The sequence below is a fragment of the Streptomyces soli genome, from assembly GCF_003999195.1.
GTDB lineage: Bacteria > Actinomycetota > Actinomycetes > Streptomycetales > Streptomycetaceae > Actinacidiphila > Actinacidiphila soli.
In genome coordinates, this window is record NZ_RJVR01000338.1 from 42,766 (window position 1) to 64,790 (window position 22,025).

General features: G+C 71.4%; 26 protein-coding genes and 1 pseudogene. 11 read left to right on the plus strand and 16 right to left on the minus strand.

Annotated features, from left to right (window positions below; all coding sequences use genetic code 11):
- The first annotated feature begins 18 nt into the window (after positions 1–18).
- Positions 19–396, plus strand: coding sequence for a cytidine/deoxycytidylate deaminase family protein (locus EFK10_RS53640; RefSeq protein WP_206305797.1), 378 nt, complete (start codon positions 19–21; stop codon positions 394–396).
- Here the strand turns inward: EFK10_RS53640 and EFK10_RS52410 are convergent.
- The 3 genes and pseudogenes from EFK10_RS52410 to EFK10_RS51455 form a co-directional block, all read right to left on the minus strand.
- Complete coding sequence (locus EFK10_RS52410; RefSeq protein WP_206305798.1) at positions 343–579, minus strand: amidohydrolase family protein; 237 nt, start codon at positions 577–579, stop codon at positions 343–345. The two genes, EFK10_RS53640 and EFK10_RS52410, sit on opposite strands and share 54 nt — an antisense overlap.
- A gap of 55 nt (positions 580–634) precedes the next feature.
- A pseudogene (locus EFK10_RS53645) lies at positions 635–985 on the minus strand (amidohydrolase family protein); the annotation flags it as partial.
- 57 nt (positions 986–1,042) lie between these two features.
- Positions 1,043–1,183 carry a hypothetical protein gene (locus EFK10_RS51455; protein ID WP_240677786.1) on the minus strand — a complete coding sequence of 47 codons (141 nt, stop codon included), beginning with the start codon at positions 1,181–1,183 and terminating at the stop codon, positions 1,043–1,045.
- Between the two features lie 167 nt (positions 1,184–1,350).
- Here EFK10_RS51455 and EFK10_RS51460 point away from each other — a divergent pair, with 167 nt between their 5' ends.
- Positions 1,351–1,509 (plus strand): hypothetical protein, encoded by a 159-nt coding sequence (locus EFK10_RS51460; protein ID WP_240677787.1) that lies wholly within the window; start codon positions 1,351–1,353, stop codon positions 1,507–1,509.
- Between the two features lie 99 nt (positions 1,510–1,608).
- Here the strand turns inward: EFK10_RS51460 and EFK10_RS41150 are convergent, their stop codons facing one another.
- Complete coding sequence (locus EFK10_RS41150; protein ID WP_127360763.1) at positions 1,609–2,586, minus strand: acetylxylan esterase; 978 nt, start codon at positions 2,584–2,586, stop codon at positions 1,609–1,611.
- A gap of 112 nt (positions 2,587–2,698) precedes the next feature.
- The gene (locus tag EFK10_RS41155; protein WP_127360800.1) at positions 2,699–3,688 is read right to left on the minus strand and encodes a LacI family DNA-binding transcriptional regulator; all 990 of its coding nucleotides are present in this window, start codon (positions 3,686–3,688) and stop codon (positions 2,699–2,701) included.
- An 86-nt stretch (positions 3,689–3,774) separates the two neighbouring features.
- Between EFK10_RS41155 and EFK10_RS41160 the strand changes: the two genes are divergently transcribed.
- Positions 3,775–4,785 carry an ROK family protein gene (locus tag EFK10_RS41160; RefSeq protein WP_127360764.1) on the plus strand — a complete coding sequence of 337 codons (1,011 nt, stop codon included), beginning with the start codon at positions 3,775–3,777 and terminating at the stop codon, positions 4,783–4,785.
- Here EFK10_RS41160 and EFK10_RS41165 read toward each other — a convergent pair.
- Positions 4,769–5,209, minus strand: coding sequence for a nuclear transport factor 2 family protein (locus EFK10_RS41165; protein ID WP_164836357.1), 441 nt, complete (start codon positions 5,207–5,209; stop codon positions 4,769–4,771). The two genes, EFK10_RS41160 and EFK10_RS41165, sit on opposite strands and share 17 nt — an antisense overlap.
- 87 nt (positions 5,210–5,296) lie before the next feature.
- Here EFK10_RS41165 and EFK10_RS41170 point away from each other — a divergent pair, with 87 nt between their 5' ends.
- A complete protein-coding gene (locus EFK10_RS41170) occupies positions 5,297–5,866 on the plus strand; it encodes a TetR/AcrR family transcriptional regulator (RefSeq protein WP_127360766.1) in 570 nt (189 codons plus the stop codon).
- Here EFK10_RS41170 and EFK10_RS41175 read toward each other — a convergent pair.
- Positions 5,850–7,916 carry an NPCBM/NEW2 domain-containing protein gene (locus EFK10_RS41175; protein ID WP_127360767.1) on the minus strand — a complete coding sequence of 689 codons (2,067 nt, stop codon included), beginning with the start codon at positions 7,914–7,916 and terminating at the stop codon, positions 5,850–5,852. The genes EFK10_RS41170 and EFK10_RS41175 overlap by 17 nt on opposite strands.
- Positions 7,917–8,214: 298 nt before the next feature.
- On the opposite strand from EFK10_RS41175, the gene EFK10_RS41180 reads away from it, so the two are divergent.
- On the plus strand, positions 8,215–9,252 hold the full coding sequence (locus EFK10_RS41180; protein ID WP_127360768.1) for an NUDIX hydrolase: 1,038 nt from the start codon (positions 8,215–8,217) through the stop codon (positions 9,250–9,252).
- A 108-nt stretch (positions 9,253–9,360) separates the two neighbouring features.
- Here the strand turns inward: EFK10_RS41180 and EFK10_RS41185 are convergent, their stop codons facing one another.
- On the minus strand, positions 9,361–9,738 hold the full coding sequence (locus EFK10_RS41185) for a hypothetical protein (RefSeq protein ID WP_127360769.1): 378 nt from the start codon (positions 9,736–9,738) through the stop codon (positions 9,361–9,363).
- Between the two features lie 124 nt (positions 9,739–9,862).
- Positions 9,863–11,233: a dipeptidase gene (locus EFK10_RS41190; RefSeq protein WP_127360770.1), complete on the minus strand. Its 1,371-nt coding sequence runs from the start codon at positions 11,231–11,233 to the stop codon at positions 9,863–9,865.
- A gap of 157 nt (positions 11,234–11,390) precedes the next feature.
- On the opposite strand from EFK10_RS41190, the gene EFK10_RS41195 reads away from it, so the two are divergent.
- Positions 11,391–12,620 carry a geranylgeranyl reductase family protein gene (locus EFK10_RS41195; protein ID WP_127360771.1) on the plus strand — a complete coding sequence of 410 codons (1,230 nt, stop codon included), beginning with the start codon at positions 11,391–11,393 and terminating at the stop codon, positions 12,618–12,620.
- Positions 12,621–12,733: 113 nt separating this feature from the next.
- The gene (locus EFK10_RS41200; protein ID WP_127360772.1) at positions 12,734–13,390 is read left to right on the plus strand and encodes a DUF4230 domain-containing protein; all 657 of its coding nucleotides are present in this window, start codon (positions 12,734–12,736) and stop codon (positions 13,388–13,390) included.
- On the opposite strand, the gene EFK10_RS41205 is transcribed toward EFK10_RS41200, so the two are convergent.
- The gene (locus EFK10_RS41205) at positions 13,383–13,835 is read right to left on the minus strand and encodes a nitroreductase family deazaflavin-dependent oxidoreductase (RefSeq protein ID WP_127360773.1); all 453 of its coding nucleotides are present in this window, start codon (positions 13,833–13,835) and stop codon (positions 13,383–13,385) included. The two genes, EFK10_RS41200 and EFK10_RS41205, sit on opposite strands and share 8 nt — an antisense overlap.
- Positions 13,836–13,960: 125 nt before the next feature.
- Here EFK10_RS41205 and EFK10_RS41210 point away from each other — a divergent pair, with 125 nt between their 5' ends.
- The 3 genes from EFK10_RS41210 to EFK10_RS41220 are packed head-to-tail and all read left to right on the plus strand — an operon-like array spanning position 13,961 to position 16,666.
- The gene (locus EFK10_RS41210; protein ID WP_127360774.1) at positions 13,961–14,686 is read left to right on the plus strand and encodes a TetR/AcrR family transcriptional regulator; all 726 of its coding nucleotides are present in this window, start codon (positions 13,961–13,963) and stop codon (positions 14,684–14,686) included.
- Positions 14,687–14,744: 58 nt separating this feature from the next.
- Entirely contained in the window at positions 14,745–16,004 is a 1,260-nt protein-coding gene (locus EFK10_RS41215) for a sensor histidine kinase (protein WP_127360775.1), read from the plus strand.
- Positions 16,001–16,666 carry a response regulator transcription factor gene (locus EFK10_RS41220; RefSeq protein WP_127360776.1) on the plus strand — a complete coding sequence of 222 codons (666 nt, stop codon included), beginning with the start codon at positions 16,001–16,003 and terminating at the stop codon, positions 16,664–16,666. The genes EFK10_RS41215 and EFK10_RS41220 overlap by 4 nt, the downstream gene beginning before the upstream one ends.
- Here the strand turns inward: EFK10_RS41220 and EFK10_RS41225 are convergent.
- The gene (locus tag EFK10_RS41225) at positions 16,627–16,917 is read right to left on the minus strand and encodes a DUF6332 family protein (RefSeq protein WP_127360777.1); all 291 of its coding nucleotides are present in this window, start codon (positions 16,915–16,917) and stop codon (positions 16,627–16,629) included. The genes EFK10_RS41220 and EFK10_RS41225 overlap by 40 nt on opposite strands.
- A gap of 149 nt (positions 16,918–17,066) precedes the next feature.
- Entirely contained in the window at positions 17,067–18,590 is a 1,524-nt protein-coding gene (locus tag EFK10_RS41230; RefSeq protein ID WP_127360778.1) for an MFS transporter, read from the minus strand.
- A gap of 87 nt (positions 18,591–18,677) precedes the next feature.
- On the opposite strand from EFK10_RS41230, the gene EFK10_RS41235 reads away from it, so the two are divergent.
- The gene (locus EFK10_RS41235; RefSeq protein WP_127360779.1) at positions 18,678–19,073 is read left to right on the plus strand and encodes a MarR family winged helix-turn-helix transcriptional regulator; all 396 of its coding nucleotides are present in this window, start codon (positions 18,678–18,680) and stop codon (positions 19,071–19,073) included.
- 21 nt (positions 19,074–19,094) lie between these two features.
- Here EFK10_RS41235 and EFK10_RS41240 read toward each other — a convergent pair whose 3' ends face one another.
- The 4 genes from EFK10_RS41240 to EFK10_RS41255 are packed head-to-tail and all read right to left on the minus strand — an operon-like array spanning position 19,095 to position 22,011.
- Positions 19,095–19,562 carry a DUF4442 domain-containing protein gene (locus EFK10_RS41240; RefSeq protein ID WP_127360780.1) on the minus strand — a complete coding sequence of 156 codons (468 nt, stop codon included), beginning with the start codon at positions 19,560–19,562 and terminating at the stop codon, positions 19,095–19,097.
- Positions 19,563–19,571: 9 nt separating this feature from the next.
- Entirely contained in the window at positions 19,572–20,318 is a 747-nt protein-coding gene (locus EFK10_RS41245) for a maleylpyruvate isomerase family mycothiol-dependent enzyme (RefSeq protein WP_127360781.1), read from the minus strand.
- Between the two features lie 15 nt (positions 20,319–20,333).
- Positions 20,334–20,702: an SCO4225 family membrane protein gene (locus EFK10_RS41250; protein ID WP_127360782.1), complete on the minus strand. Its 369-nt coding sequence runs from the start codon at positions 20,700–20,702 to the stop codon at positions 20,334–20,336.
- Positions 20,703–20,757: 55 nt separating this feature from the next.
- Positions 20,758–22,011 carry an MFS transporter gene (locus EFK10_RS41255; RefSeq protein WP_127360783.1) on the minus strand — a complete coding sequence of 418 codons (1,254 nt, stop codon included), beginning with the start codon at positions 22,009–22,011 and terminating at the stop codon, positions 20,758–20,760.
- Positions 22,012–22,025 lie beyond the last annotated feature (14 nt).

A 22,025-nucleotide genomic window follows, 5' to 3' on the forward strand; every position in this document is an offset into this window, starting at 1 on the left:
CGGCGCGGTGCCGGCGCGGTGCCGGCGCAGGGGTCAGCTCAGGAGTCCTGGTCGACGCTTGACCGGCCGTGGCGGGCGGCCCTGGAGATGGCCTGGCAGTCCTACCGTGACGGAGGGATCTCCGTCGGCGCGGTGATCACCGACGGGACGGAGAACATCCTCGGTCGCGGACGCAACCAGCGCTTCGGGTCGGTGTCACCACGGGGCCTTCTCGTTCACGCCGAGGTGCAGGCGCTGGCCGTGGTTCCGCCCGTGCCGTCGCGCGGCGGCTCGGTCGCGCGGCGAGTCTTCCCGCCACCGCCGACGAGGCCGTCGAGTGGGTCTGGGATCTGCTCGCCGAGGTCAGGCGAACCGGGGGAACAGCCTGAGCGCGTTGTCGCGCTCCACGCCTCGTAGTTCGTCCTTGGTGAAGCCGTCGAAGCCGGTGAGGTTGTCGATGTTGCGGACGACCGTGGGTTCCGGGGCGGCGGGCCAGTCCGTGCCGAAGAGGATGTGATCCGAGGTGGTCACCTCGAGCGTCGGCAGCAGCGAGTTGCGGCTGCCGGCCAGGGCGGTCTCGTAGTAGAGCCCTCGCAGCACCTCGGTGACGTGTGCGGGATCGATGTCCGCGTCGTCCGGGCCACGGCCTGACGGTGTGTTCGGCGATCCGCCAGCCGAGCATGGGCAGCACCCCTCCGCAGTGCGCCAGGATCAGCCGCAGCCCCGGATGGCGCTGGAAGACGCCGGTGTAGAGGGCGTTGGTGATGGTGCGCGCGGTGTCGAAGGGGAATTCGACGATCGAGCTGGGGCGGCCGAAGCCGAGGACGTCGATGTGCGGGCAGTCCACCGGGTGTACGAAGACCGGTATCTGCCGGCGTGCCAGCTCGGCCAGGACCGGCTCAAGGGCCGGATCGCCGAAGTAGTGCCCCAGCACATTCGAGGTCAGCACCACGCCGTCGAGCCGCACGCTGCTCCTGAGCTCCTTCGCCCCCGGGCAGCAGCTCAAACTCCTCGGTTACCTGCCCACCGACGCTGACATCGAGGCGATGATGCACCATTGGCGCTACGTCGGATATCTGATGGGTGCCGAGGCGCCGTGGTACCCGGAGACCGTGACGGATGCCTTCAAGGCCCAGGTGCTGATCTCGCTCGTCGAGGTGCCCAACCCGAGCAAGGACTCCCAGTCGCTCTGCTCGTCCTTCATGGACACCCTTCCTTCCCGCGCAGGACGCCCGCGGCCTGAGTCAGGTCTACGGCAAACTGCGGTACAAGGCGCAGCTCGGCCACGCCCGCTTCTACCTGGGCGAGGACAGCTACAGCCAGACGGCCCTGCCCGACCCCGGGCTGTGGCGCTACGCCCCGCTCGCCCGTGTGATTCCCAACCTGACGCGCGAGACCCGGCGCAAGACCGTCCCCGGGGTGGCCGGGTGGATCGATCAGACCCACCGGCGCGCGCGTCACGACTTCCTCAACAAGAACCTCGAAGGCGGCGAAGCGAAGTTCAAGCCCGTCGACAAGCTGTCGCGCTGACGCGGTCACCGAGGGCATAGCCGGCGCAGCTGCCCTGCCCGTCCGATCGCCCCCGGTCCCGACCGGGGCGACCGGACGGGACCGGCATGCCGAATGGGCTCAGGCCGGGGCGAGTCCGCGCTCCCGCAGCCACAGCAGCTGTTCGTACGGCTGGGAGCCCCGGCCGCCGCCGTGGTCGCCGAACTGCCAGACGCGGATGTCCTTCTCGCCGGCGTAGCGGTTGTACGCCGCGTAGACGGTGGACGGCGGGCAGATCGGATCCATCAGGCCGACGCTGAAGAGCGCGGGGGCGGTCGCCCGGGGGGCGAAGTGGACGCCGTCGAAGTAGTTCAACGTCGAGAAGACAAGGTCCGGGTCGATGCGCTTGTGGACGCTCAGATAGGTCGCGAGCTCCGGGTACGGTCCCGTGTCCGCGGAATCCGCACCGCGCCGGAAGTGGCACAGGAAAGGCACGTCGATCAACGCGGCCGCCACCGCGTCCTTGGCGAGGGACGCCACCGAGAGGGCCAGGCCGCCGCCCTGGCTGGCCCCGGCGACGACGACGCGGGCCGGGTCGACGGCGGGGTGCTCGCGCAGCACCTCCACGGCGCGTACGCAGTCGGTCATCAGGCGGCGGTAGTAGTAGTGCTCGGGATCCTCCACCCCGCGCGTCATGAAGCCGCCGACGTACTGCGGGCCGGGCATCGGATCCGGGTCGGGGGTGTCATGGCCCTGGCCACGGCTGTCGACGATGAGATGGGCGTAGCCGGCAGCGCTCCACAGCAGGTTCTCGTGGTAGAGGCCCCGGCCGCCGCTGTAACCGATGTAGCTGACCACGGCGGGCAACGGCCCCGAGGCCCCGCGCGGCAACAGCAGCCAGGCCGCGACGGGCTGGCCGCCCCAGCCCGGGAACCGTACGTCGAAGACATCCACGGTGGTGAGCGGCGAGTCCTCGACGAGCCGGTACTCGGCCGGCCCGGCGGCCGCGTCGCGGGCGGTGGCCAGGGTCTTGGACCAGAAGCTGTCGAAGTCCTCGGGCTCGGCTATCGCGGGCCGGTACGCGCGCAGATCGTCCAGCGGCATGTCGGTCAGCGCCATGCGGTATCCCTTCTCGGTCCTTCTCGATCACAACGCATCGAATCGTCACACCCGTCCGATGTCAATGTTTGTCCTGCTGCCGTGCCCTACCCCGGCCGGTGGGGCACACCCCTCAGGCCGCGGGCGCGATCTCGCCGGAGCCGCGTGCGATGAGCCGACAGGGCAGCTCGACGCGGCTTGGGGGCCCGGCCGAGCCGTCGAGGCGCCGGAAGAGCAGGCGGGCGGCCGTACGGCCGAGTTCGCCGGGATCCTGGGCGACGACGGTGATCGCGGGGCGCAGCAGATCCGCCAGTTCGAAGTCGTCGAAGCCGACCAGTGCGACGGGGTGCGCGGGCCGGTTGGCGAGGACGCGTACCGCGGTCACCGTGATCCGGTTGTTGCCAGCGAAGAGCGCGGTCACCGGCTCCGGCCCCGACAGCATGCGCTCGAGCTCCGCCCGTACGTGCTCGGGCGTGGTCGGCCCGGACGAGATCCAGCCGTCGTGCACCGGCAGACCCGCGGCCGCCATCGCCTCGCGGTAGCCGCGCAGCCGCTGCGCGGCGGTGTGGATGTGGGGCTGGTCGGCGATGAAGCCGATGCGGCGGTGGCCGTGGGCGATGAGGTGCGCGACGCCGTCCCGCGTACCGCCCGCGTTGTCGCTGAGGACGACGTCCGCGTCGATCCCGCCGGCGGGGCGGTCCACGAAGACGGTGGCGACGCCGGCCGCGATCTCGGGCTCGAGGTAGCGGTGGTCGTCGCTGGCGGGGACGATCACCAGGCCGTCGACGCGCCGGGCGCAGAAGGCCAGCGTCAGCTCCTGCTCGCGTTCGGCGTTCTCCGCGCTTGAGCCGGTGAACAGCAGGGTCGAGTGGGCGCGGGCGAGGTCCTCGACGGCCCGGCTGAGGGGGGCGTAGAAGGGGTCGGCCAGGTCCTCGAGGACGAGCCCGATGCTGGCCGTACGGCCTTTGCGGAGCAGCCGCGCGCTGTCGTTGCGGCGGAAGCCGAGCGCGTCGATCGCGGCCTGGACTCGGGCGATGGTGTCGTCGGTGACGCCGGGTTCCTCGTTGACGACGCGCGATACGGTCTTGAGGCCGACCCCGGCCCGGGCCGCGACGTCCTTCATGGTGGGGCGGGCAGTCCGCGCGATATCGGTCACGGGCGGATCCTAGGGGCTGGACAACGTTGTCAACAAAGGGTGAGACTACCGCCATGCGCACCGAATCCACGGCCGAGACGCCTGCCGCGTCCCGGCCGTCCGCCGAGCCCGGACCCCTTATCGCCGCCCTGGACATCGGCGGCACGAAGATCGCCGGTGCGCTGGTGGACCCCGGCGGCAGGCTGCTCGTTCGGGCCCTGCGGCCGACCCCGGCCCGGGAGGACGGGGCGACCGTGATGCGGGCCGTCGGCGAGGTGGTCGCCGAACTGCGCGCCGACCCGCGGTGGGCGGCGGTCGTGGCGGTCGGCATCGGGAGCGCCGGCCCGGTGGACGCGTCCGTGGGCACCGTCAGCCCGGTGAACGTACCCGGGTGGCGCGGCTACCCGCTGGTCGGCGGGGTGACGGAGGCGGCCGGGGCGCTCCCGGTCGTCCTCACCGGCGACGGAGTGGCCATCGCCGCTGCCGAGCACTGGCTCGGCGCCGCGCGCGGCTACGACAACGCCCTGTGCATGGTCGTCTCGACCGGAGTCGGCGGCGGCCTGGTGCTCGGCGGGACCGTGCACCCCGGGCCGACAGGCAACGCGGGCCACATCGGCCACATCAGTGTGGACCTCGACGGCGACCTGTGCCCCTGCGGTTCGCGCGGCTGCGTGGAGCGGCTGGCCAGCGGGCCCAACATCGCCCGCCGCGCGCTGGATTCAGGCTGGCTGCCCGCCCCGGGCGCGGAGCCGACCGCCGCCGCCGTGGCCGACTCGGCCAGGGCCGGCGACCCGCTGGCCCTCGCGTCCTTCGACCGCGCCGCCCAGGCCCTCGCCGCCGGGATCGCCGCGACGGCGACCTTGGTGGAGCTCGGCGTGGTCGTGATCGGCGGCGGCGTGGCCGCCGGGGCGGGCCCGCTGCTCTTGGGCCCGCTGCGCGCCCACCTCGCCCGTTACGCGACGCTGTCCTTCGCCTCCGGCCTCAAGGTCGTACCGGCCGAACTCGGCACGGACGCGGGCCTGGTCGGGGCGGCCGCCGCGGCGGCGCAGGCGCTGCGGCTGGCCGCGTTCACTCCTGGGGGCTGAGCGCCGCCACCAGCTCGGGCAGTTGGCCGGTGGCCGCCGCCATCGCGAAGTGGTCGTGGTAGTCGCGCGATTCGACGATCAGCCCGTCGCGGACCCGGACCACCTGCACGTTGGAGACGCGGAAGGTCCGCCCGGTCGCGATGACCTGGCCCTCGTAGTCGAACTCGGCGATCACCACCTCCGGGTCGGTGGTCTCGTGAACGACCCTGTCGCCGACGACCTGGAGGGCGAAGAAGCCTTCGGCCGCCGCGAAGTGCTTGCGGATCGTCTCGTGCCCCTCGACGTGTTCGGGCTCCGGCTTGGCGAGCGGGATGTCGACGACGACGTCCTCGGCGTACAGCTCGTAGAGCTCTGCCCAACGGCCTTCGGAGATGCGCTGGTGGAGCTGGTCGAGGACCTCGCGGGGTGAAGGGGTTGCGGGCATGCTGGCCTCCGGGGTCCGGGATAGAATTGGAGTCATGACTCCGGTAACTAGATTCGGACTGACCACTCCGTTTGTCAAGGGTGACCGATGACCGACACCAAGCCGCTGCGCGCCGACGCCGCCCGCAACCGCGCCCGCATCCTCGACGTCGCCGACGCGGTCTTCGCCGAGCGCGGCACCTCCGCCTCGACCGAGGAGATCGCCAAGGCGGCGGGCGTCGGCATCGGCACCGTGTTCCGGCACTTCCCGACCAAGGAAGCGCTCCTGGAAGCGGTGTTCACCGCGCACCTGCGGCGCCTCGCGGAGCAGGCCGAGGCGTTGTCGGAGGCCAAGGACCCCGGTGAGGCCTTCTTCGGCTTCTTCGCCCTGATCGTCGAGCAGTCCGGCGCGAAACGTGCCTTCGCGAACGCCCTCACCGACGCCGGAGTCGACGTGGGCCGCGCCCACGCGGAGGGCGCAGCCGGGCTGGGGGAGGCGCTGGCGCTGCTGCTGCGACGGGCCCAGGAGGCGGGCGCCGTACGGGACGACATCGGGCTGCCCGAGCTGATGGCGGTGCTCATCGGCGCCTCGCTCGGGGCGGAGCAGGCGGGCGCGGACCCGCTGGTGCGGGCCCGCGCCCTGGGGGTGGTGATGGACGGCCTCAGGCCGCGCAGGTGATCTTGGCGTCCGCCCAGTCCGCGTGGTCGCTGTCGCCGCCGTCGCCGCCGTCGGTGACGACGAGCCGAAAGGTCTTGGCCCTGGTCAGGTCGGCGGTCAGGGCCTGCGCCGGTTCGGCGTTGGTGAGCACGCCGGTCGAGGCGACCAGCGCGTCGTCGGCCCAGACCTGGAAGGCGACGGTGCCGTTGGCGCCCTTCTCGTCGTCCACGCCGACCTGCGCGGAGAAGGTGTCGCAGCGGGCCCCGGCGTAGTACTCGATCGTGCTGAGCGCGTGCGCCCCGAGGCCCTTGGCGTAGACCGTGCCGCCGATGGTGATCGGGTGGCCGTCGCCTGCCGCGCTCTCGCCGACGCTGGTGTCCTTCTCGACCGGCCCCCATCCGTTCGTCGCACTCATCCAGGTCAGGTCGCTGACGTACGAGGTGCCGTCAGGAGGCGGTACGACCACGTAGGCGATGGTGGCGAGTTCGGACCGCGCCGCGTCTCCGGTGGGTGATCGGTAGGCGGCGGTGAGGGTGAGGTCGTATGCGCCGCTCGCGGTGCCGGCCGGTGCGGTGACGGTCCAGGAGGTGGTCAGCTTTCTGCCGGTGGACAGGGCGGCGGTTCTCGTGGGCGAGGTGGCCTTGACCCGCCAGCCCTGAGGGCCGCCGAGGGCGACGCTGCCGGAGATCGCCGGGGTGCGGCCCAGGTTGGTGACCGTCGTCGTCAGGGGCACCGGAGTCCCAGCCTCGACCAGGGGCGCCTCGCTGACACCGGCCTCGACGGCCGGCGGGTAGGAGGCCCAGTGGCGGTCGGCCGAGACCCGGTAGAGCACGGTGCCGTGGGCCGGGACGGTCGCGGAGACGGCGCCAGCGGTGTTGTAGTTCTTGTGTTGCCACAGGTCGCGGAGCTTGTACGCGGACCTGCCGGGCAGCCCGACGGCCGACGCGGTGGTCGCGATGTGCTGCGGCCGGCCGGTCTCGTTGAAGAGCACGACGGCACGGCTGCCGTCGGCCAGCTCCTTGCTGATCACCCAGCGGCCGTCCACGGACGACACGACTGTGCCCTGCTTGCCGAGGCTGTCCTGGTCGACCGCGATGACGTCGCGGTTGCCGATGATGTCGTACGTCGCCTGGGTGGCGCTGCGCAGGTCGGAGCCGATGAGCAGCGGGGCCGCCATGATCGACCAGAGGCTGAAGTGGCTGCGGTATTCGGTGTCCGTCATGCCGCCGTTGCCGACCTCCAGCATGTCGGGGTCGTTCCAGTGGCCGGGGCCGGCGTAGGGGGCCAGCGGGGCGTTCTGCTTGAAGATCGACAGCATGCTCGACCAGTTGTCGCTGATGTCACCGGTGGTGCGCCACAGGTTGCCGACGTCGGATGCCCAGGTCCACGGGGAGTTCGAGCCCCATTCGCAGATGCTGTAGACGATGGGGCGGCCCGTGCTTTTGGAGGCGGCGGCGAGGGCGTCGCGCATGGTGGTGTAGCGCTGAACCGCGTCCACGCCCTGGTTGTTGCAGTTGTCGTACTTGAGGTAGTCGACTCCCCAGTCCGCGAATTGCTGGGCGTCGCTGTACTCGTGCCCGAGGGCACCGGGGAAGCCTGCGTCGTTGCAGGTCTTGGTGCCGGCGCTGGTGTAGATACCCAGCTTGAGACCCTTGGCGTGGACGTAGGCGGCAACGGCCTTGATGCCGTGGGGGAATCGCACGGGGTCGGGGACCAGCTTGCCGTCGCTGTCGCGCTGCGGCAGGGCCCAGCAGTCGTCGAGGTTGACGTACTGGTAGCCGGCGGCCTTGAGACCCTTGTTGACGAAGATGTCGGCGATGCCCTCGACCATCGTCTCGTTGAACTCGGCCCGGCAGTTGGTCGAGTTCCAGTTGTTGAAGCCCATCGGCGGAGTGAGCGCGAGCCCGTTGGCGAGCTGGGGGGTCGCGTCATCGGATGTGCCGGTGGTCGTGGCGGCCGCGGCGGTCACGGGGACCGCGAGGGCCGTCGCGCAGAGCAGTGCGGCGGCCAGGATTCCGGTGACTCTTCGAGCGGCGCTTGGACTTGAGATGCGGTTATGCAGATCGCGCATGGGTTCCGGTGCCTCCGTCCTCGCAGGATTACGGAACGTCATGTCCCTGTCATACGTACGATCGCTTACGGTAGATGCTGTTGGAGGTTGTTGGAAGAGGTCGGTGGCAACTGTTCGATATCCCGCAGAACCCTTGACAACCTGCCCTGTTGAGGCTGAGAGCGCTTTGTTCGCGTTCGATTGTGTGTAGTTGGCTGTGACGGGGGTTGACCCCCTGCTGACCCCCTGAAAGGGCCGTCGCGTTTGCCGCAGGCGATGATCCGGGCAATTCGTAGGGGGCTACGGAAGAGGGGGCACCGTGATCGTCTGGCTCAACGGCACCTTCGGCGCGGGCAAGACCAGCGCGGCACGCGAACTGCTAGATCTGCTACCGGGCAGCCTGCTCTACGAGCCGGAACTCATCGGCAGCGGGCTGCGGTTGCTGCTACCGGAGAAGCGGCTCGGGGAGGTCTCGGACTACCAGGACCTGCCGTCCTGGCGGCGGCTCGTCGTCGACACGGCCGCAGCTCTGCTGAGCGAGGTCGGCGGCCCGCTCATCGTGCCGATGACGCTGCTGCGGCAGGACTACCGCGATGAGATCTTCGGCGGCCTCTCCTCCCGGCGGATACCGGTGCGGCATGTGCTGCTGCACGCTGAGGAAACGATCCTGCGCGACCGAATCGCCCAGCGCGGGGACTTCCCCGGCGACCCCGAGGCCAGCGCCTCCGTACGTAGCTGGTGTCTGGGCCACCTCGCCGCCTACACGGAGGCGCTGCCCTGGATCACCGCCGACGCGCACGTCATCGACACGGGCGCGCTCGACTCGCGGCAGACCGCAGAACGGATCGCCGAGGCGGTCCGGGCGGGGGAGGGGGCCTGCGACATCGTGCAGACCCCCGAGCCGACCGCCGAGACGCTGGCGGCCGGAGTGCTGCTCTTCGACGAGCACGACCGGGTGCTGCTCGTCGACCCGACCTACAAGCCCGGCTGGGAGTTCCCCGGCGGTGTCGTCGAGCGCGGGGAGCCCCCGGCGCGGGCCGGCATGCGTGAGGTCGCCGAGGAGCTCGGCCTCGAACTCCCCACCGTCCCCCGGCTCCTGGTCGTCGACTGGGAATCGCCCAACCCGCCCGGCTACGGCGGCCTCCGCCTGCTCTTCGACGGCGGCCGCCTGCGCGCCGCCGACGCCGAACGCCTCCTGCTGCCCGGCGCCGAGCTGCGCGGCTGGCGCTTCGCCACCGAGGACGAGGCCGCCTCGATGCTCCCCCCGGTACGGCTCTCCCGCCTCCGCTGGGCCCTGCGCGCCCGCGAGCGCGCCACCGTCCTCAACCTCGAAGCCGGCGTCCCGGTCGGCGGCTAGGGCGACGCGCCCGTCCGGGGCGCCATGTGCTGGACCGTGGACCGACCCCTGGACGTCTTTCGGCGTGGATCTGGCTCCCCGGATCGCCGACCTCGATCGGAGGGAGGGTCAGATGCCGCGGCCTCGGTCGACGCAGACGGCGTAGACGGTGATGCCACCGGTGCCGTTCGAGAACCCGACACCCATCCATCCCTGGCCGTCGGCGGTGGGGTAACTGCCCTGCACAACACCGACGGGCACCAGGACGCCGCCGCCGGTGACCCTCTTGCGGCTGGGGCACGGGGCGGTCTGCGGTGTGCCGTTGGCTGCGGTGGGGAACACCTTTGTGACGATCTGGTAGCCGCGGAGGCCTCCGTCGCCACCCCGGCCGTCGTTGCTGTCGGCAGCTTGGGCGCCGTTTGCGGCGATAGTGCCGTTGGCGGGACGCGTGTCATGCGCCTGGGCCAGGCCGTGCCAGCAACTTGGGTGAACTGCCTCGCAGTTCACCCCCTCCTGACCGCGCTCGCCTACCTCCGCCTGCCCTGATAGGGACCAGGGCAACAGGCTGCGCATGCAGCCCGCCACTTCCCGGGACGGCCAACCAGGCCGATCAGCGACTGCTAAAACACGGCTAGGCCTTGGACGCCGCGTAGTTCTGCAAGAACAGCGCCTCCGCGAGGGACAGCTTCTCCAGCTCTTCCGGGGAGACGCTCTCGTTCACGGCGTGGATCCGCGCTTCGGGCTCGCTGAGGCCGATCAGCAGGATCTCCGCCTCCGGGTAGAGCGTGGCGAGGGTGTTGCAGAGCGGGATGGAGCCGCCCTGGCCGGCGACCTGCAGGTCCGTGCCGTAGGCGGCGTGCATGGCATCGGCCATGGCGACGTAGGCGGGGCTGGAGGTGTCGGCGCGGAACGCCTGGCCGCTGCCGCGCTGGGTCACCTCGACGTGGGCACCCCAGGGGGCCGCCGCCTCGAGGTGGGCGGCGAGCAGCTTGGCGGCCTCCTGGGCGTCGACGCCCGGCGGGACGCGCAGGCTCACCAGGGCACCCGCGCGGGCCTGGACGGACGGGGTCGCGCCGACGACCGGCGGGGCGTCGATGCCGAGCACGCTGACCGCGGGCCGGGCCCACAGCCGGTCGGCGATGGTGCCGGCGCCGACCAGGCCGACGCCGTCCAGGACCCTTGCGTCGCCCCGGAAGTCGTCCTCCGGGTACTGCAGGCCCTGCCAGGCCTCGTCGGCGGCCAGCCCGTCGACCGTGGTCGCGCCGGTCTCGTCGCGCAGCGAGTCGAGGATCCGGATCAGGGCGGCGAGCGCGTCGGGGGCCGCGCCGCCGAACTGCCCGGAGTGCAGATTGCCCTCAAGCGTGCTGACCTGCACCTCGACCAGCGTCATGCCGCGCAGCGTCGCCGTGACCGTCGGCAGGCCGAGCCGGAAGTTGCCGGTGTCGCCGATGACGATCGTGTCCGCCGTGAGCAGCTCGGGGTGGCTTTCGGCGTAGCGCTCCAGACCGCCGGTGCCCTGCTCCTCCGAGCCCTCCACGATGACCTTGACGTTCACCGGCACCCCGCCCTGCGCGCGCAGCGCCCGGAGCGCGGTCAGGTGCATGATGAGGCCGCCCTTGCAGTCGGCGGCACCCCGCGCGTACCAGCGGCCGTCGCGCTCGGTCAGCTCGAAGGGAGGGGAGAGCCAGGCCGCCTCGTCCAGCGGCGGCTGCACGTCGTAGTGCGCGTACAGCAGCACCGTGGGCGCCCCCTCGGGGCCCACCAGGTACCCGTACACCGACTGCGTGCCGTCCGGGGTGTCGAGGACCGCCACGTCTTGGAAGCCCTCGGTCTCCAGCACCTCCGCGACCCAGCGGGCGGCGTCCTCGCACTCGCTCTTCGGGAACTGCCGGGGGTCCGCGACCGACCGGTACGAAACGAGCTCGGCGAGCTCGGTACGTGCCCGTGGCATCAGCGCGGCGACGGTCGCCGCGAGGGGGGCGGCGGACGGGACGGCGGACATGAGCGCTCCTTGTGGGTGCGGCCTGCGAACGCGTTGTTCGTGGTTACGGTGGGTCGTGCTCGATGGTGCCACAGGCGGACCACTCAGCAACGCGCAATAGGATGCGGCTGAGCAGGGGCGACGGCAGTCGGCGGGTCGATCGGGAGCGGACGGATACGTGAGCAGCGAGCAAGGGGCGCAGGACAGCGGTTCGGCGGACGAAGCCGGGCAGGAGGCGGTCTGGGACGTCGTCGTGGTCGGCGCGGGTCCCGCCGGGGCCTCGGCGGCCTATGCGGCGGCGACCGCGGGGCGCCGGGTACTGCTGCTGGAGAAGGCTGAGCTGCCCCGCTACAAGACCTGCGGCGGCGGCATCATCGGCCCGTCCCGGGACGCGCTGCCGCCCGGGTTCGAGCTCCCGCTGCGCGACCGGGTGCACGCGGTGACCTTCAGCCTCAACGGGAGGCTGGTCCGTACCAAGCGCTCCCGGCAGATGCTCTTCGGGCTCATCAACCGCCCGGAGTTCGACGCCGGCCTCGTGGAGGCGGCTCAGCGCGCCGGGGCCCAGCTCCGGACCGGCACGGCCGTCTCCCGGGTCGAGCAGCACGGCACGGCCGTCCCGGACCGGCGCACCGTCGCGGTGGTCCTGAGCGACGGCGAGACCGTACTCGCCCGGGCGGTGGTCGGCGCGGATGGCAGCGCCAGCCGGATAGGCGCCCACGTCGGCGTCAAGCTGGCCCAGGTCGACCTGGGCCTGGAGGCCGAGATCCCGGTGCCGCCGGAGGTGGCCGAGGACTGGGCGGGCCGGGTGCTCATCGACTGGGGCCCGCTGCCCGGCAGTTACGGCTGGGTCTTCCCCAAGGGCGACTCGCTCACGGTCGGGGTCATCTCGGCCCGGGGCGAGGGCGGCGCGACCAAGCGCTATCTGGACGACTTCATCGCCCGCCTCGGCCTCGCCGGCTTCGAGCCGAGCATCTCCTCCGGCCATCTGACCCGCTGCCGTTCCGACGACTCCCCGCTGTCCCGGGGCCGGGTGCTGGTCTGCGGTGACGCGGCGGGCCTGCTGGAGCCGTGGACCCGCGAGGGCATCTCGTACGCGCTGCGCTCCGGCCGGCTGGCGGGGGAGTGGGCGGTCCGTATCTCCGAGGCGCACGACGCGGTGGACGCCCGCCGCCAGGCGCTCAACTACGCCTTCGCGGTCAAGGCAGGACTCGGCGTGGAGATGGGCGTGGGGCGGCGGATGATGGCCCTGTTCGAGAAACGCCCGGGGCTGCTGCATGCCGTGCTCACCACCTTTCCGCCCGCGTGGAACGCTTTCGCCAAGATCGTGCGGGGTTCCAGTTCGCTCGCCGAACTGGTGCGGACCCACCCGCTGGCCCGTCGTGCGCTGTCGGCCGTGGACCGGCCGTGACCTGCTGACAGTCACCGCCAGCCGCGAGCGGCCAACCGTGACAGAGCTGTGGCAATAACCCCTCTTAGAAGGCCAGTTCGGGGGCACACACCTTCCAGGAGGTGCCGAAACCCATGCCCGTACGTAACGACGCCGGCCGGATGCCCTGGTGGGCCCGGCTCGCCGCCGGACTGCTCGTGCTCGCCGGACTGCTTGTTCTTGTCGCCAAGGCCGACCTGATCCCGGGTCTGCCCAATCCCTTTGCCGAGACGACCAAGGACCGCAGCGGCCCTGTGGTGCTCAAGTCAATCAAGGACATGAGCCGTTTCGAGGGTGCCAGTGGGAACTTCCAGGTCATCGTGGACCTGCAGAAGGACGCCACATTCCTCCCCGACGCGGTGCGCGGAAGGCGCACTCTCTACGTCGGCGCCGGCAGCGTCAATGCCTACGTTGAGTTCGGAAATCTCAGCGACAACGCGGTCAAGGTCTCCGACGACCGCACCTCCGCGACCATCAAGCTGCCGCACGCCAACCTGGAGCGCACCTCGCTCGACCCCAAGCGCTCCTACGTCGTCGCCCAACAGCGCGGCTTCTTCGACCGGATCTCCGACTTCTTCTCGTCGATTCCCGATCAGCAGCAGGAGCAGGTGCAGTCGCTCGCGGCGGACAAGATCCAGGCCGCCGCGAAGGACAGCGGGCTCGGCAGCCGCGCCGAGGCCAACACCCGCGCCATGCTCCAGCAACTGCTGACCTCGCTGGGCTTCACCAAGGTGACGGTGACCTTCAGCTGACCGCCGTGATTCGGAAGACGGGGTGCTTGGGGGCTATGGCCCTCAGCTCCTCGTCCGACGAATCGGGACCGACCCCGCCGAAGAACACGCCGACCTCCGCCTTCCAGCGCTTGAGGTAGGCCCGCAGCACCTGCACCTTGTCCTCGTCGGCTATCTCGGTCGCCGTGAACTCCTCGACTCCCTTGCCCAGCAGGAGCTGCCCGCCCCCCGCGGCCCGCATGTTGTGCGTCCACTGCACGTGGCCGCGCGGGGCGACCAGGTAACGCTCGCCGTTGAAGGTGAGCAGATTGACCGGGGTGCGTCGCCATTCGCCGCTCTTGCGGCCTCGGACGGCGAGCACGCGCGAGCCCCACACGCTGAGCCCCCTGCGGGTCAGCCAGGCGACGGTGCGGTTGAAGACATTGACCGTGAACCAGCCGGGCTTCATGACGTGATCGGACGACATGGCGTCTCCCTCGGTAAGTGTGAGCGGTGCTCTCTCCTGAGATCAGTGTTGCATCGGCCCGCCACAAAAACAAGAGCGGTGTTCTCGTTGTTGGTCGTCGCTCCGATCGATGGCACACTTGCCCCATGAGCGTCATCCGAGGAGCCAGGGAACGGGCCCGAATCGAAGTGACCGCCGCCATCAAGGAGGAGGCGCGCCGCCAGCTCCTGGCCGAAGGCCCCTCGAGACTGTCCCTGCGGGCCGTCGCCCGTGAGCTCGGCATGGTCTCCTCGGCGCTCTACCGCTACTTCGCCAGCCGGGACGACCTGCTGACCGCCCTCATCATCGACGCGTACGACTCCCTCGGTGAGGATGCGGAGCAGGCCCTCGACCGGTCCCGGAGCGAGGACCCCGTCCAGCGCTGGATAGCCGTCTGCCGCGCCGTACGGGGCTGGGCACTGGCCCATCCGCATGAATACGCCCTGATCTACGGCTCACCCGTGCCGGGCTACAGCGCACCGCTGGACACGATCGGACCCGCCTCCCGGGTCGGCCTCGCCCTGATCGCCGTCGCCGAGGACGCCCATGCCGCCGGAGCGCTGGTGCTGCCTGACGAGACCGTGACGCCGATCCCCGAAGGCGTACGCGCCGACGCATGGCGGCTCGTCAGGGACCTCGACCGCAATCTGCCGGCCGGCGCCGTGGCGGGACTGGTCGCCGCCTGGGCGCAGCTCTTCGGGCTGATCAGCTTCGAGCTCTTCGGCCAGTTCGAGCGGGTGGTCGACGCGCGCGACGAGTTCTTCGACCACACCGTCGCCGCACTCGCTCACCAGGTGGGAATCCGGCGGAGCCCCGTACTCCCGGCGGAGTAGACACGGTCACCACCACCAGCGGACGCCGAAGGCCCCGCCTCCGGTCTAGCGTGGCCGCATGACGGACGACACCCGGTTCCGGCGGCCTGCCGACGTGGGGCCGCCCTGGCTGTGGCGCGGCCCCGACCGGGGGCCGGGCCGCCGCTACCCGTGGGTCTCCTCGCTCGCCATCGCCGTGTTCCAGGTGGTCGGCACCGCAGGCGCCGATCACCGCCAGACCGGCCGCATCCACCTGGACGCCCTCGGCTACGTCCTGGTCCTGGCCGGCCCGGCCCTGCTTCTCCTGCGCCACCGCGCCCCGGTCGCCGTGGCCGCGGGCACCTCGGCGGTCACCCTGGCGTACGTCGCCCTCGGGTACCCGTACGGACCGGTCTTCGTCAGCCTCGTCACCGCCTACTTCGTCGCGCTCGCCGCGGGCCACCGCCGCGCCGTCATCGTCATCGCCGCCCTGGTCTACGCGGGCCACCTGGTGACCGGGATGTGGCTCTACCGATGGCTGCCGCCCGCCGGTGACGGCCCCGCCTCCTGGACCGAGGCCTCGGGCGCCGGTGCCTGGCTGCTCGCGATCCTCGCCGTCGGCGAACTCGTACGCGTACGCCGGGAGCAGTTCGCCCGGCAGCGGAAGGAGCGGGCCGAGGCCGAACGCAGGCGTGCCGACGAGGAGCGGCTGCGGATCGCCCGTGAGCTGCACGACGTACTGGCGCACAGCATCTCCCTCATCAACGTCCAGGCGGGCGTGGCGCTCGCCCTCATCGACGAGCGCCCGGAACAGGCCCGCGCCGCGCTCGCCACCATCAAGTCGGCCAGCAAGGAAGCCCTCGGCGAGGTCCGCCAGGTGCTGGGCGCCCTGCGGGGTCCCGGCGACGCGCCCCGCTCGCCCGCCCCCGGCCTGGACCGGCTGCCCGAACTGGCCGAACAGGCAGCGGGCGCCGGGTTGGCCGTCGAGGTCGCGGAGGAGGGGGCCCGGGTACCGCTGTCGCCCGGCGCGGACCTCGCCGCCTTCCGTATCGTGCAGGAGGCGCTCACCAACATCGTCCGGCACTCCGGCTCGCGCACCGCACGCGTACGCATCGGATACCGCCCCGGGGAGCTCACGATCGGCGTCGAGGACGACGGCCCGGCCACCACTACCGGAGACACCGGCGGCGGCAACGGCTTGGTCGGCATGCGCGAGCGCGCCGCGGCCCTCGGCGGCACCGTCGAGGCCGGCCCCGGCCAGAACGGCGGCTTCCGCGTCGTCGCCCACCTGCCCTTCGCCGAGACCGACAAGACAGAGACGGCCGTGAAGCTCAACAAGGCCGACAAGGAGAGTCGATGATCCGGGTACTGCTCGCCGACGACCAGGCGCTGGTGCGCGCCGGGTTCGCGGCGCTGCTCGACGCGCAGCCCGGCATCGAGGTCGTGGGCGAGGCCTCCGACGGCGCCGAGGCGCTGCGCCTGGTGCGCGAACTCACCCCTGACGCCGTGCTGATGGACATCCGGATGCCCGTCATGGACGGTCTGGAGGCGACCCGGCGGATCACCGCGGATCAGGAGCTGGCCAAAGTCAGGGTCGTCATCCTCACCACCTTCGAGCTCGACGAGTACGTCTTCGAGGCGATCCGCGCCGGCGCCTCCGGCTTCCTGGTCAAGGACACCGAGCCGGAGGAACTGGTGCGCGCCGTACGGGCGGTGGTGGACGGGGACGCCCTGCTCTCGCCCGGGGTGACGCGACGGCTCATCGAGGAGTTCGCAGCCCGTTCGAAGGAACCGGCCGCCGCCGCGAGCCTGGAGCACCTCACCGAGCGCGAACGCGAGGTGATGGCCCTGGTCGGGATCGGCCTGTCCAACGAGGAGATCGCCCGCCGGCTGGTGGTCAGCCCGCTCACCGCCAAGACCCATGTGAGCCGCACGATGATCAAGCTGGGCGCCCGCGACCGGGCGCAACTCGTCGTCCTCGCCTACGAGTCCGGCTTGGTACGGCCCGGCTGGCTCGGCTGACCGCCGGGCTGGCGGCCGGTCCGCTCGAAGCGGCGCAGCACGAGCCCCACCCGGCCGCAGAACACGGCGGCCGCGACGATCACCCCGATGGTGATCCAGCCGTCACCCGCCGTGCCGTGCGCCTGCCCGGCCAGCACCGGGCTGGCTATCGCGGCCAGGGCGCCGGCGGCCAGAAAAGCCCCGGTCACCGCCGCGTACATGATCTCGACGGTCACGGAGTCCCGTTCCGCCTGTGTGCGAGCCCTGCGCATCGGACCGCTCCTCCCCCTGAATTGCGGTTCCGCCAGTCTCCCACGCGGGTCCGACGCTCGCGCGGGAGTAAACCGTGGGCTCTAGGACGGGCCGTCCGGCCCCGCTCATTCCCCCGGGAGCGCGGAGCCGGACGGGGTTTGAGGCGGTGTCAGTCGGCCACGACCACGGCGTCAGCGGTGGCGTCGGCGGCAGTAGGCGCCGATTCCGTGGACGACGCGACCAGAATCCCGTACGGCTCGCGCCGACGGCGCAGCCCGGTGAGGGTGATCAGCAGGCCGCCGACGGCGACCGCGCTGACCACGACCAGGCCCGGCCGGTAGCTGTCGAGCACGGCCTGGGGCGTGCCCGCTCCCGTGCCGTGACCGGCGTTCGCCGTGACGACCGCCGTCACGATGGCGAGGAAGATGGCGCCGCCCACCTGGAACGAGGTGTTGAGCAGCCCGGAGACCATGCCCTGCTCGTCGTCCTTGACCCCGTTGGTGGCCTGGATGTTGAGCGAGGGGAAGACCAGGGCGCAGGCCGCGCCGAGCAGCAGCATCGACGGCAGGATCACGGCCGCGTACTGCGGGGTGAGGCTGATCCGCAGGAAGAGCACATAGCCGACGACGAGCGCGGCGAAGCCTGCCGCGATCACCCGTGGGGTGCCGAACCGGTCCACCAGCGGCCCGATCCGGGTCGAGGCGACGGCCACCAGGGCCCCGGCCGGCAGGAAGGCGAGCGCCGTCTGCAGCGCGGACCAGCCCAGCAGCGACTGCATGTACTGGGTGACCAGGAACTGGAAGCCGACGTACGAGCCGAAGAAGGCGGCGCCGCCGAGATTGGCGCGGATCTGGTCGGCGGAACGGAAGACGCCGAGCCGGATCAGCGGGTGGGCGCTGCGCGTCTCGATCGCGACGAAGGCGGCCAGCAACGCGGCGACCACGGCGAACGACCCCAGGGTACGAGCCGACGCCCAGCCCACCTCGGGGGCCTGTACGACGGTGAAGACCAGCAGCAGCGTCGCGCCGGTGCCGGTGAGGGCGCCGGGCAGGTCGTAGCCGCGGCCGGGGCCGTGCTCGCGGGGGCTTCGGGGGATCAGCCGGAGTCCTGCGACGAGGGCGACCAGCGCGATGGGCGCAGGCAGCAGCATCGTCCAGCGCCAGCCGACCTCGGTGAGGAGTCCGGACAGCACCAGGCCCATGGAGAAGCCGGTGGCGCCACAGGTGGTGTAGATGCTGAGCGCGCGGTTGCGGAGCGGGCCCTCGGCGAAAGAGGTGGTGATGATGGAGAGCCCGGCGGGCGCGGTGAAGGCGGCGCTCAGGCCCTTGATGAAGCGGGAGGCGATCAGTAGTTCGCCGGAGTCGACCAGGCCGCCGAGCAGGGACGCGGCGGCGAAGACGGCCAGGGCGATGAGGAAGACCCGGCGGCGGCCGAGCAGGTCGGCGGCGCGGCCGCCGAGCAGCAGCAGTCCGCCGTAGCCCAGGATGTAGCCGCTCACGATCCACTGGAGTGACGAGGTGGACAGGTCGAGGTCGTGAGCGATGGACGGCAGGGCGACGCCGACCATTGAGACGTCGAGTGCGTCGAGGAAGAGCGCGGCGCAGAGCACCAGCAAGGTGCCCCACTGGCGTGGGCTCCACCCCTGTTCGGACGCTGTACCGGCACCGGGGACGGTGGTGTGCGGAGAGGTCATGCCCACCAGATTTCCATGCGCATGCATTCAATGCAAGTGCATTTAATTCCCGTGCATTCAGCTGGCATTTTCTGGTACCGTGCACCCATGACCGGCGTGAAGAGTGAGCATGCGCTCGTGGAGCAGTGGCGGGAGGTCCTCGCCCTGCACGCCCGCACCGCGTGTGAACTCGACCGTGAGCTGCACCAGCACGGGCTGGGCGCGAGCGATTTCGAGGTCCTCGACATCCTCGCCGAGAGCAGTCCGGACGACGGAGGCTGCAGCTTCCGCGTCCAGGAGCTGGCGGACCGCGTGCACCTGAGCCAGAGCGCGCTGTCCCGGCTGGTCGGCCGCCTGGAGAAGGAAGGCCTGGTCAGCCGTGGGATCTGCGCCGAGGACCGGCGGGGCGTACGCGTCGCGCTGACCGACGCCGGCCGCGAGCGTCACGCCCAGGCCAAGCCCGTCCAGCGTGCCGTCCTCGAGCGGATGCTCAGCAGCGGCTGACGAGCCCGAGGCGGGGCAGCCTCAGCGCGAAGCCGGCTTCCGCCGTACGTAGAGCTGCTTGCGCACCTTCGCCACGACCGTGCCGTCGGCGGCGAGCACCTCGTTCTCGAACCAGACCAACGCCTTGCCGCCGTCCTCCGTGAGCCGCCGAATCTCCTCCAGCCGGTCCTCGGTCAGCTTGAACTCGGCGAAGACATCGCCCTTCCCCGGCGACACGAAGTCGATCTCGGCCGCCTTGTCCCACACCGCGTACTCCCGGCCGAGGCTGTTCGTGATCAGGAGCATCCAGAACGGGTCGCTCATCGCGAACAGCGAGCCGCCGAAATGCGTCCCGACGTAATTGCGGTTGAACCAGCGCAGCCGCAGCCGGACCCGCGCCGAACTCCAGTCGTCGGCCAGCTCCAGCACCCGCACCCCCGAGAAGAGATACGGCAGCCACCAGTTGACCATGCGACGGGTGGACCGGGGAGTGGTGGGACGACGAGCCATGGGGGCACGCTAGACGATCGCCGCCGCACGCCGCCAGAGGTCCATGATCGCCGCGTCGCCGGATATCTCCAGCCCCTCGTACGGACCCCGGTTCCACAGTGCGAGGTACAGCTCCGCCGCCCTGCCGCGCACCGTGCAGTCCGCGTCGCCCGCGCCTCCGGGCTCGGTCTGCGGCGGCTCCGGCGAGAGCGCCACCAGCCAGTCGCCACCCCGCCCGGCCGGTATGTCCACCGCCTCGACCCGCAGGGTCCGGGGCGCCTCCGTACGCACCTTGCTCTTGGCCCGGCGGTGGAAGCCGGTCAGCAACTCGTCGATCCCGTCGGCGGCGAATCCGGCTTCGATGGGGGACAGGTCCGCGCCCTGCGCGGTCTCCGCGTCCACCCGGTGCACCGTCGTCTCGTGCGCCTGCCGACGCGCCCAGAACTCCCGCGCCGACGGGGCCCGCAGGAAGTACCAGCACTCCAGGTCCGGCGGCGCGGCCACCAGCGAGTCCACGAGATACGCGTGCCCCTCGCGGAACCACGGCAGCAGCGCCTCGTCCTCGGGGGACTCACCGGCTATGGGCACCGCGCTCATCCGCCGCTCCGTCACGAAACCGGCCGCCCAGCGGTGCACGATGCCCTGGTGCCGTACGAGATCGCTCACCCGCCACCCCGGGCACGGCGGCACCTCGGCCTCGCCCCCGGCCTTCTCGGCGGCGGCCGCCAGCAGCCCGCCCTCCCGGCGCAACACCTCGATGAACCTGTCGGTCTCCATGTCGCGATTGTGCCATCAGGGTCTGACAACGCCCCTGCCGCGCCGCTCCCGGTAGTACCGCGACACCACGCCCAGCAGTACGGCGTTGATCAGCGCGGCGACCAGCATCCCGGTCACCGCGAGCACCCTTCCGCCCCAGCCGTAGACGACCTCCATCGTGCCGGCGCCGCTGATCGCGTCGAACAGGGCCCAGAGCATCGGGGCCCACGGGAGGGTGAGCAGCAGAAGCCAGATGCCCAAGAAGGATGCGTCCTGGTGGCTGATGAAGGCGGTGTCGATGAGCAGCAGGAACAGCGCGGCTGCCACCAGGCACAGGTAGACGCGTGGCGCCCGCTCGCGGTAAGTGGAGCGGGCGGTGGCGGACAGCCAGGGCGGGACACGCATGTCTCCTCCAGAGGCGATTCGCGGCGATTCGCGTAGGTCCTCATGCCTTCCCCCCTCAAGTGTCCGCCCGTACGGAGGTGTTGCGCACCACGAGGGCGATGACCGCCGACAGCAGGGCCAGCAGCGCGACTGTCGTCAGGGCCGTCGGCAGTCCCACGGCGTCGGTCAGGAAGCCGATGGCGGGCGGCCCGAGCAGGAAGCCCGCGTAGCCCAGGGTCGACGCGGTGGCCACGCCGTTCGACCCGCCGAGCGCGCCGGCCCGGCCGATGGCCACCGGGAAGATGTTGGCCAGGCCGAGCCCGGTCAGGGCGAAGCCGATGAGCACCAGCCACACGAACGGCCCGAACGCCGCCACCAGCATCCCGCCGCACGCCGTCAGCCCGCCGGCCACCAGCATCCGAGTCTGCCCCAGCTGTTCCAGCAACGCCGTGCCCGACAGCCGCCCCACGGTCATCGCCAGCGCCACCGCCGCGTAACCGGCCGCCGCGAGCCCCGGCCCGCCGCCAAGGTCCTCCTTGATGTGCAGCGGCCCCCACTCGGCCAGCGCCCCCTCGCCGTACGCCGTGCAGAGCCCGATCAGTCCGAAGACGCCCACCATCACGCCCACCCGCCGTGGGGCCGCCGCCGCTCCTGGTCCGGCTGCCGGGCCTGTGGTCGTACTCGTATGAGTCGCCGGGACCGGGCGCGGCAGCTCGTACGACATCAGCACGCGCCCCGCGAAGAACGTCCCCAGCAGCCCCAGCGGAACGAGCAGCAGCAGATGCCGGGTCGGGGTCAGATGCGGCGCCAGGATGCCGCCGAGACCCGCGCCGACCAGCGCACCCAGGCTGTACGCGGCATGAAAGCTCGGCATGACCGGGCGGTGCAGCGCGGCGACCAGGTCGACGGCGACGCTGTTCATCGCCACATTCATGCCGCCGTACGCCACGCCGAAGATGAGCAGCACCAGGCCGAGCGTGAGCGCCGACGGGGTCAGCGGAGGCAGCACGACGCTGAGCGACAACAGGACGGAGGTGCCGATGGTGACCTCGCGGGTGCCGAAGATCCGGCAGAGCCGTCCGGTCACGAGCATCGTGGCGACCGCGCCCGCCGATACGCCGAGCAGCGCGAGGCCGAGGGCACTCGCGGACGCGCCGACCTGCTCCTTGATGGCGGGGATACGCACCACCCAGCCCGCGAAGATGAAGCCGTCGAGGGCGAAGAAGAGCGTCAGCGCGGCTCTGAGCCGCCTGAGCGGAAGGTCGGTCGGACTGGACGGCCTGCGGCACGGTCCGGCGAATGCCCTCCGTATTTTGTTTAGGGTCGGCACAAAGTCAGAATAGG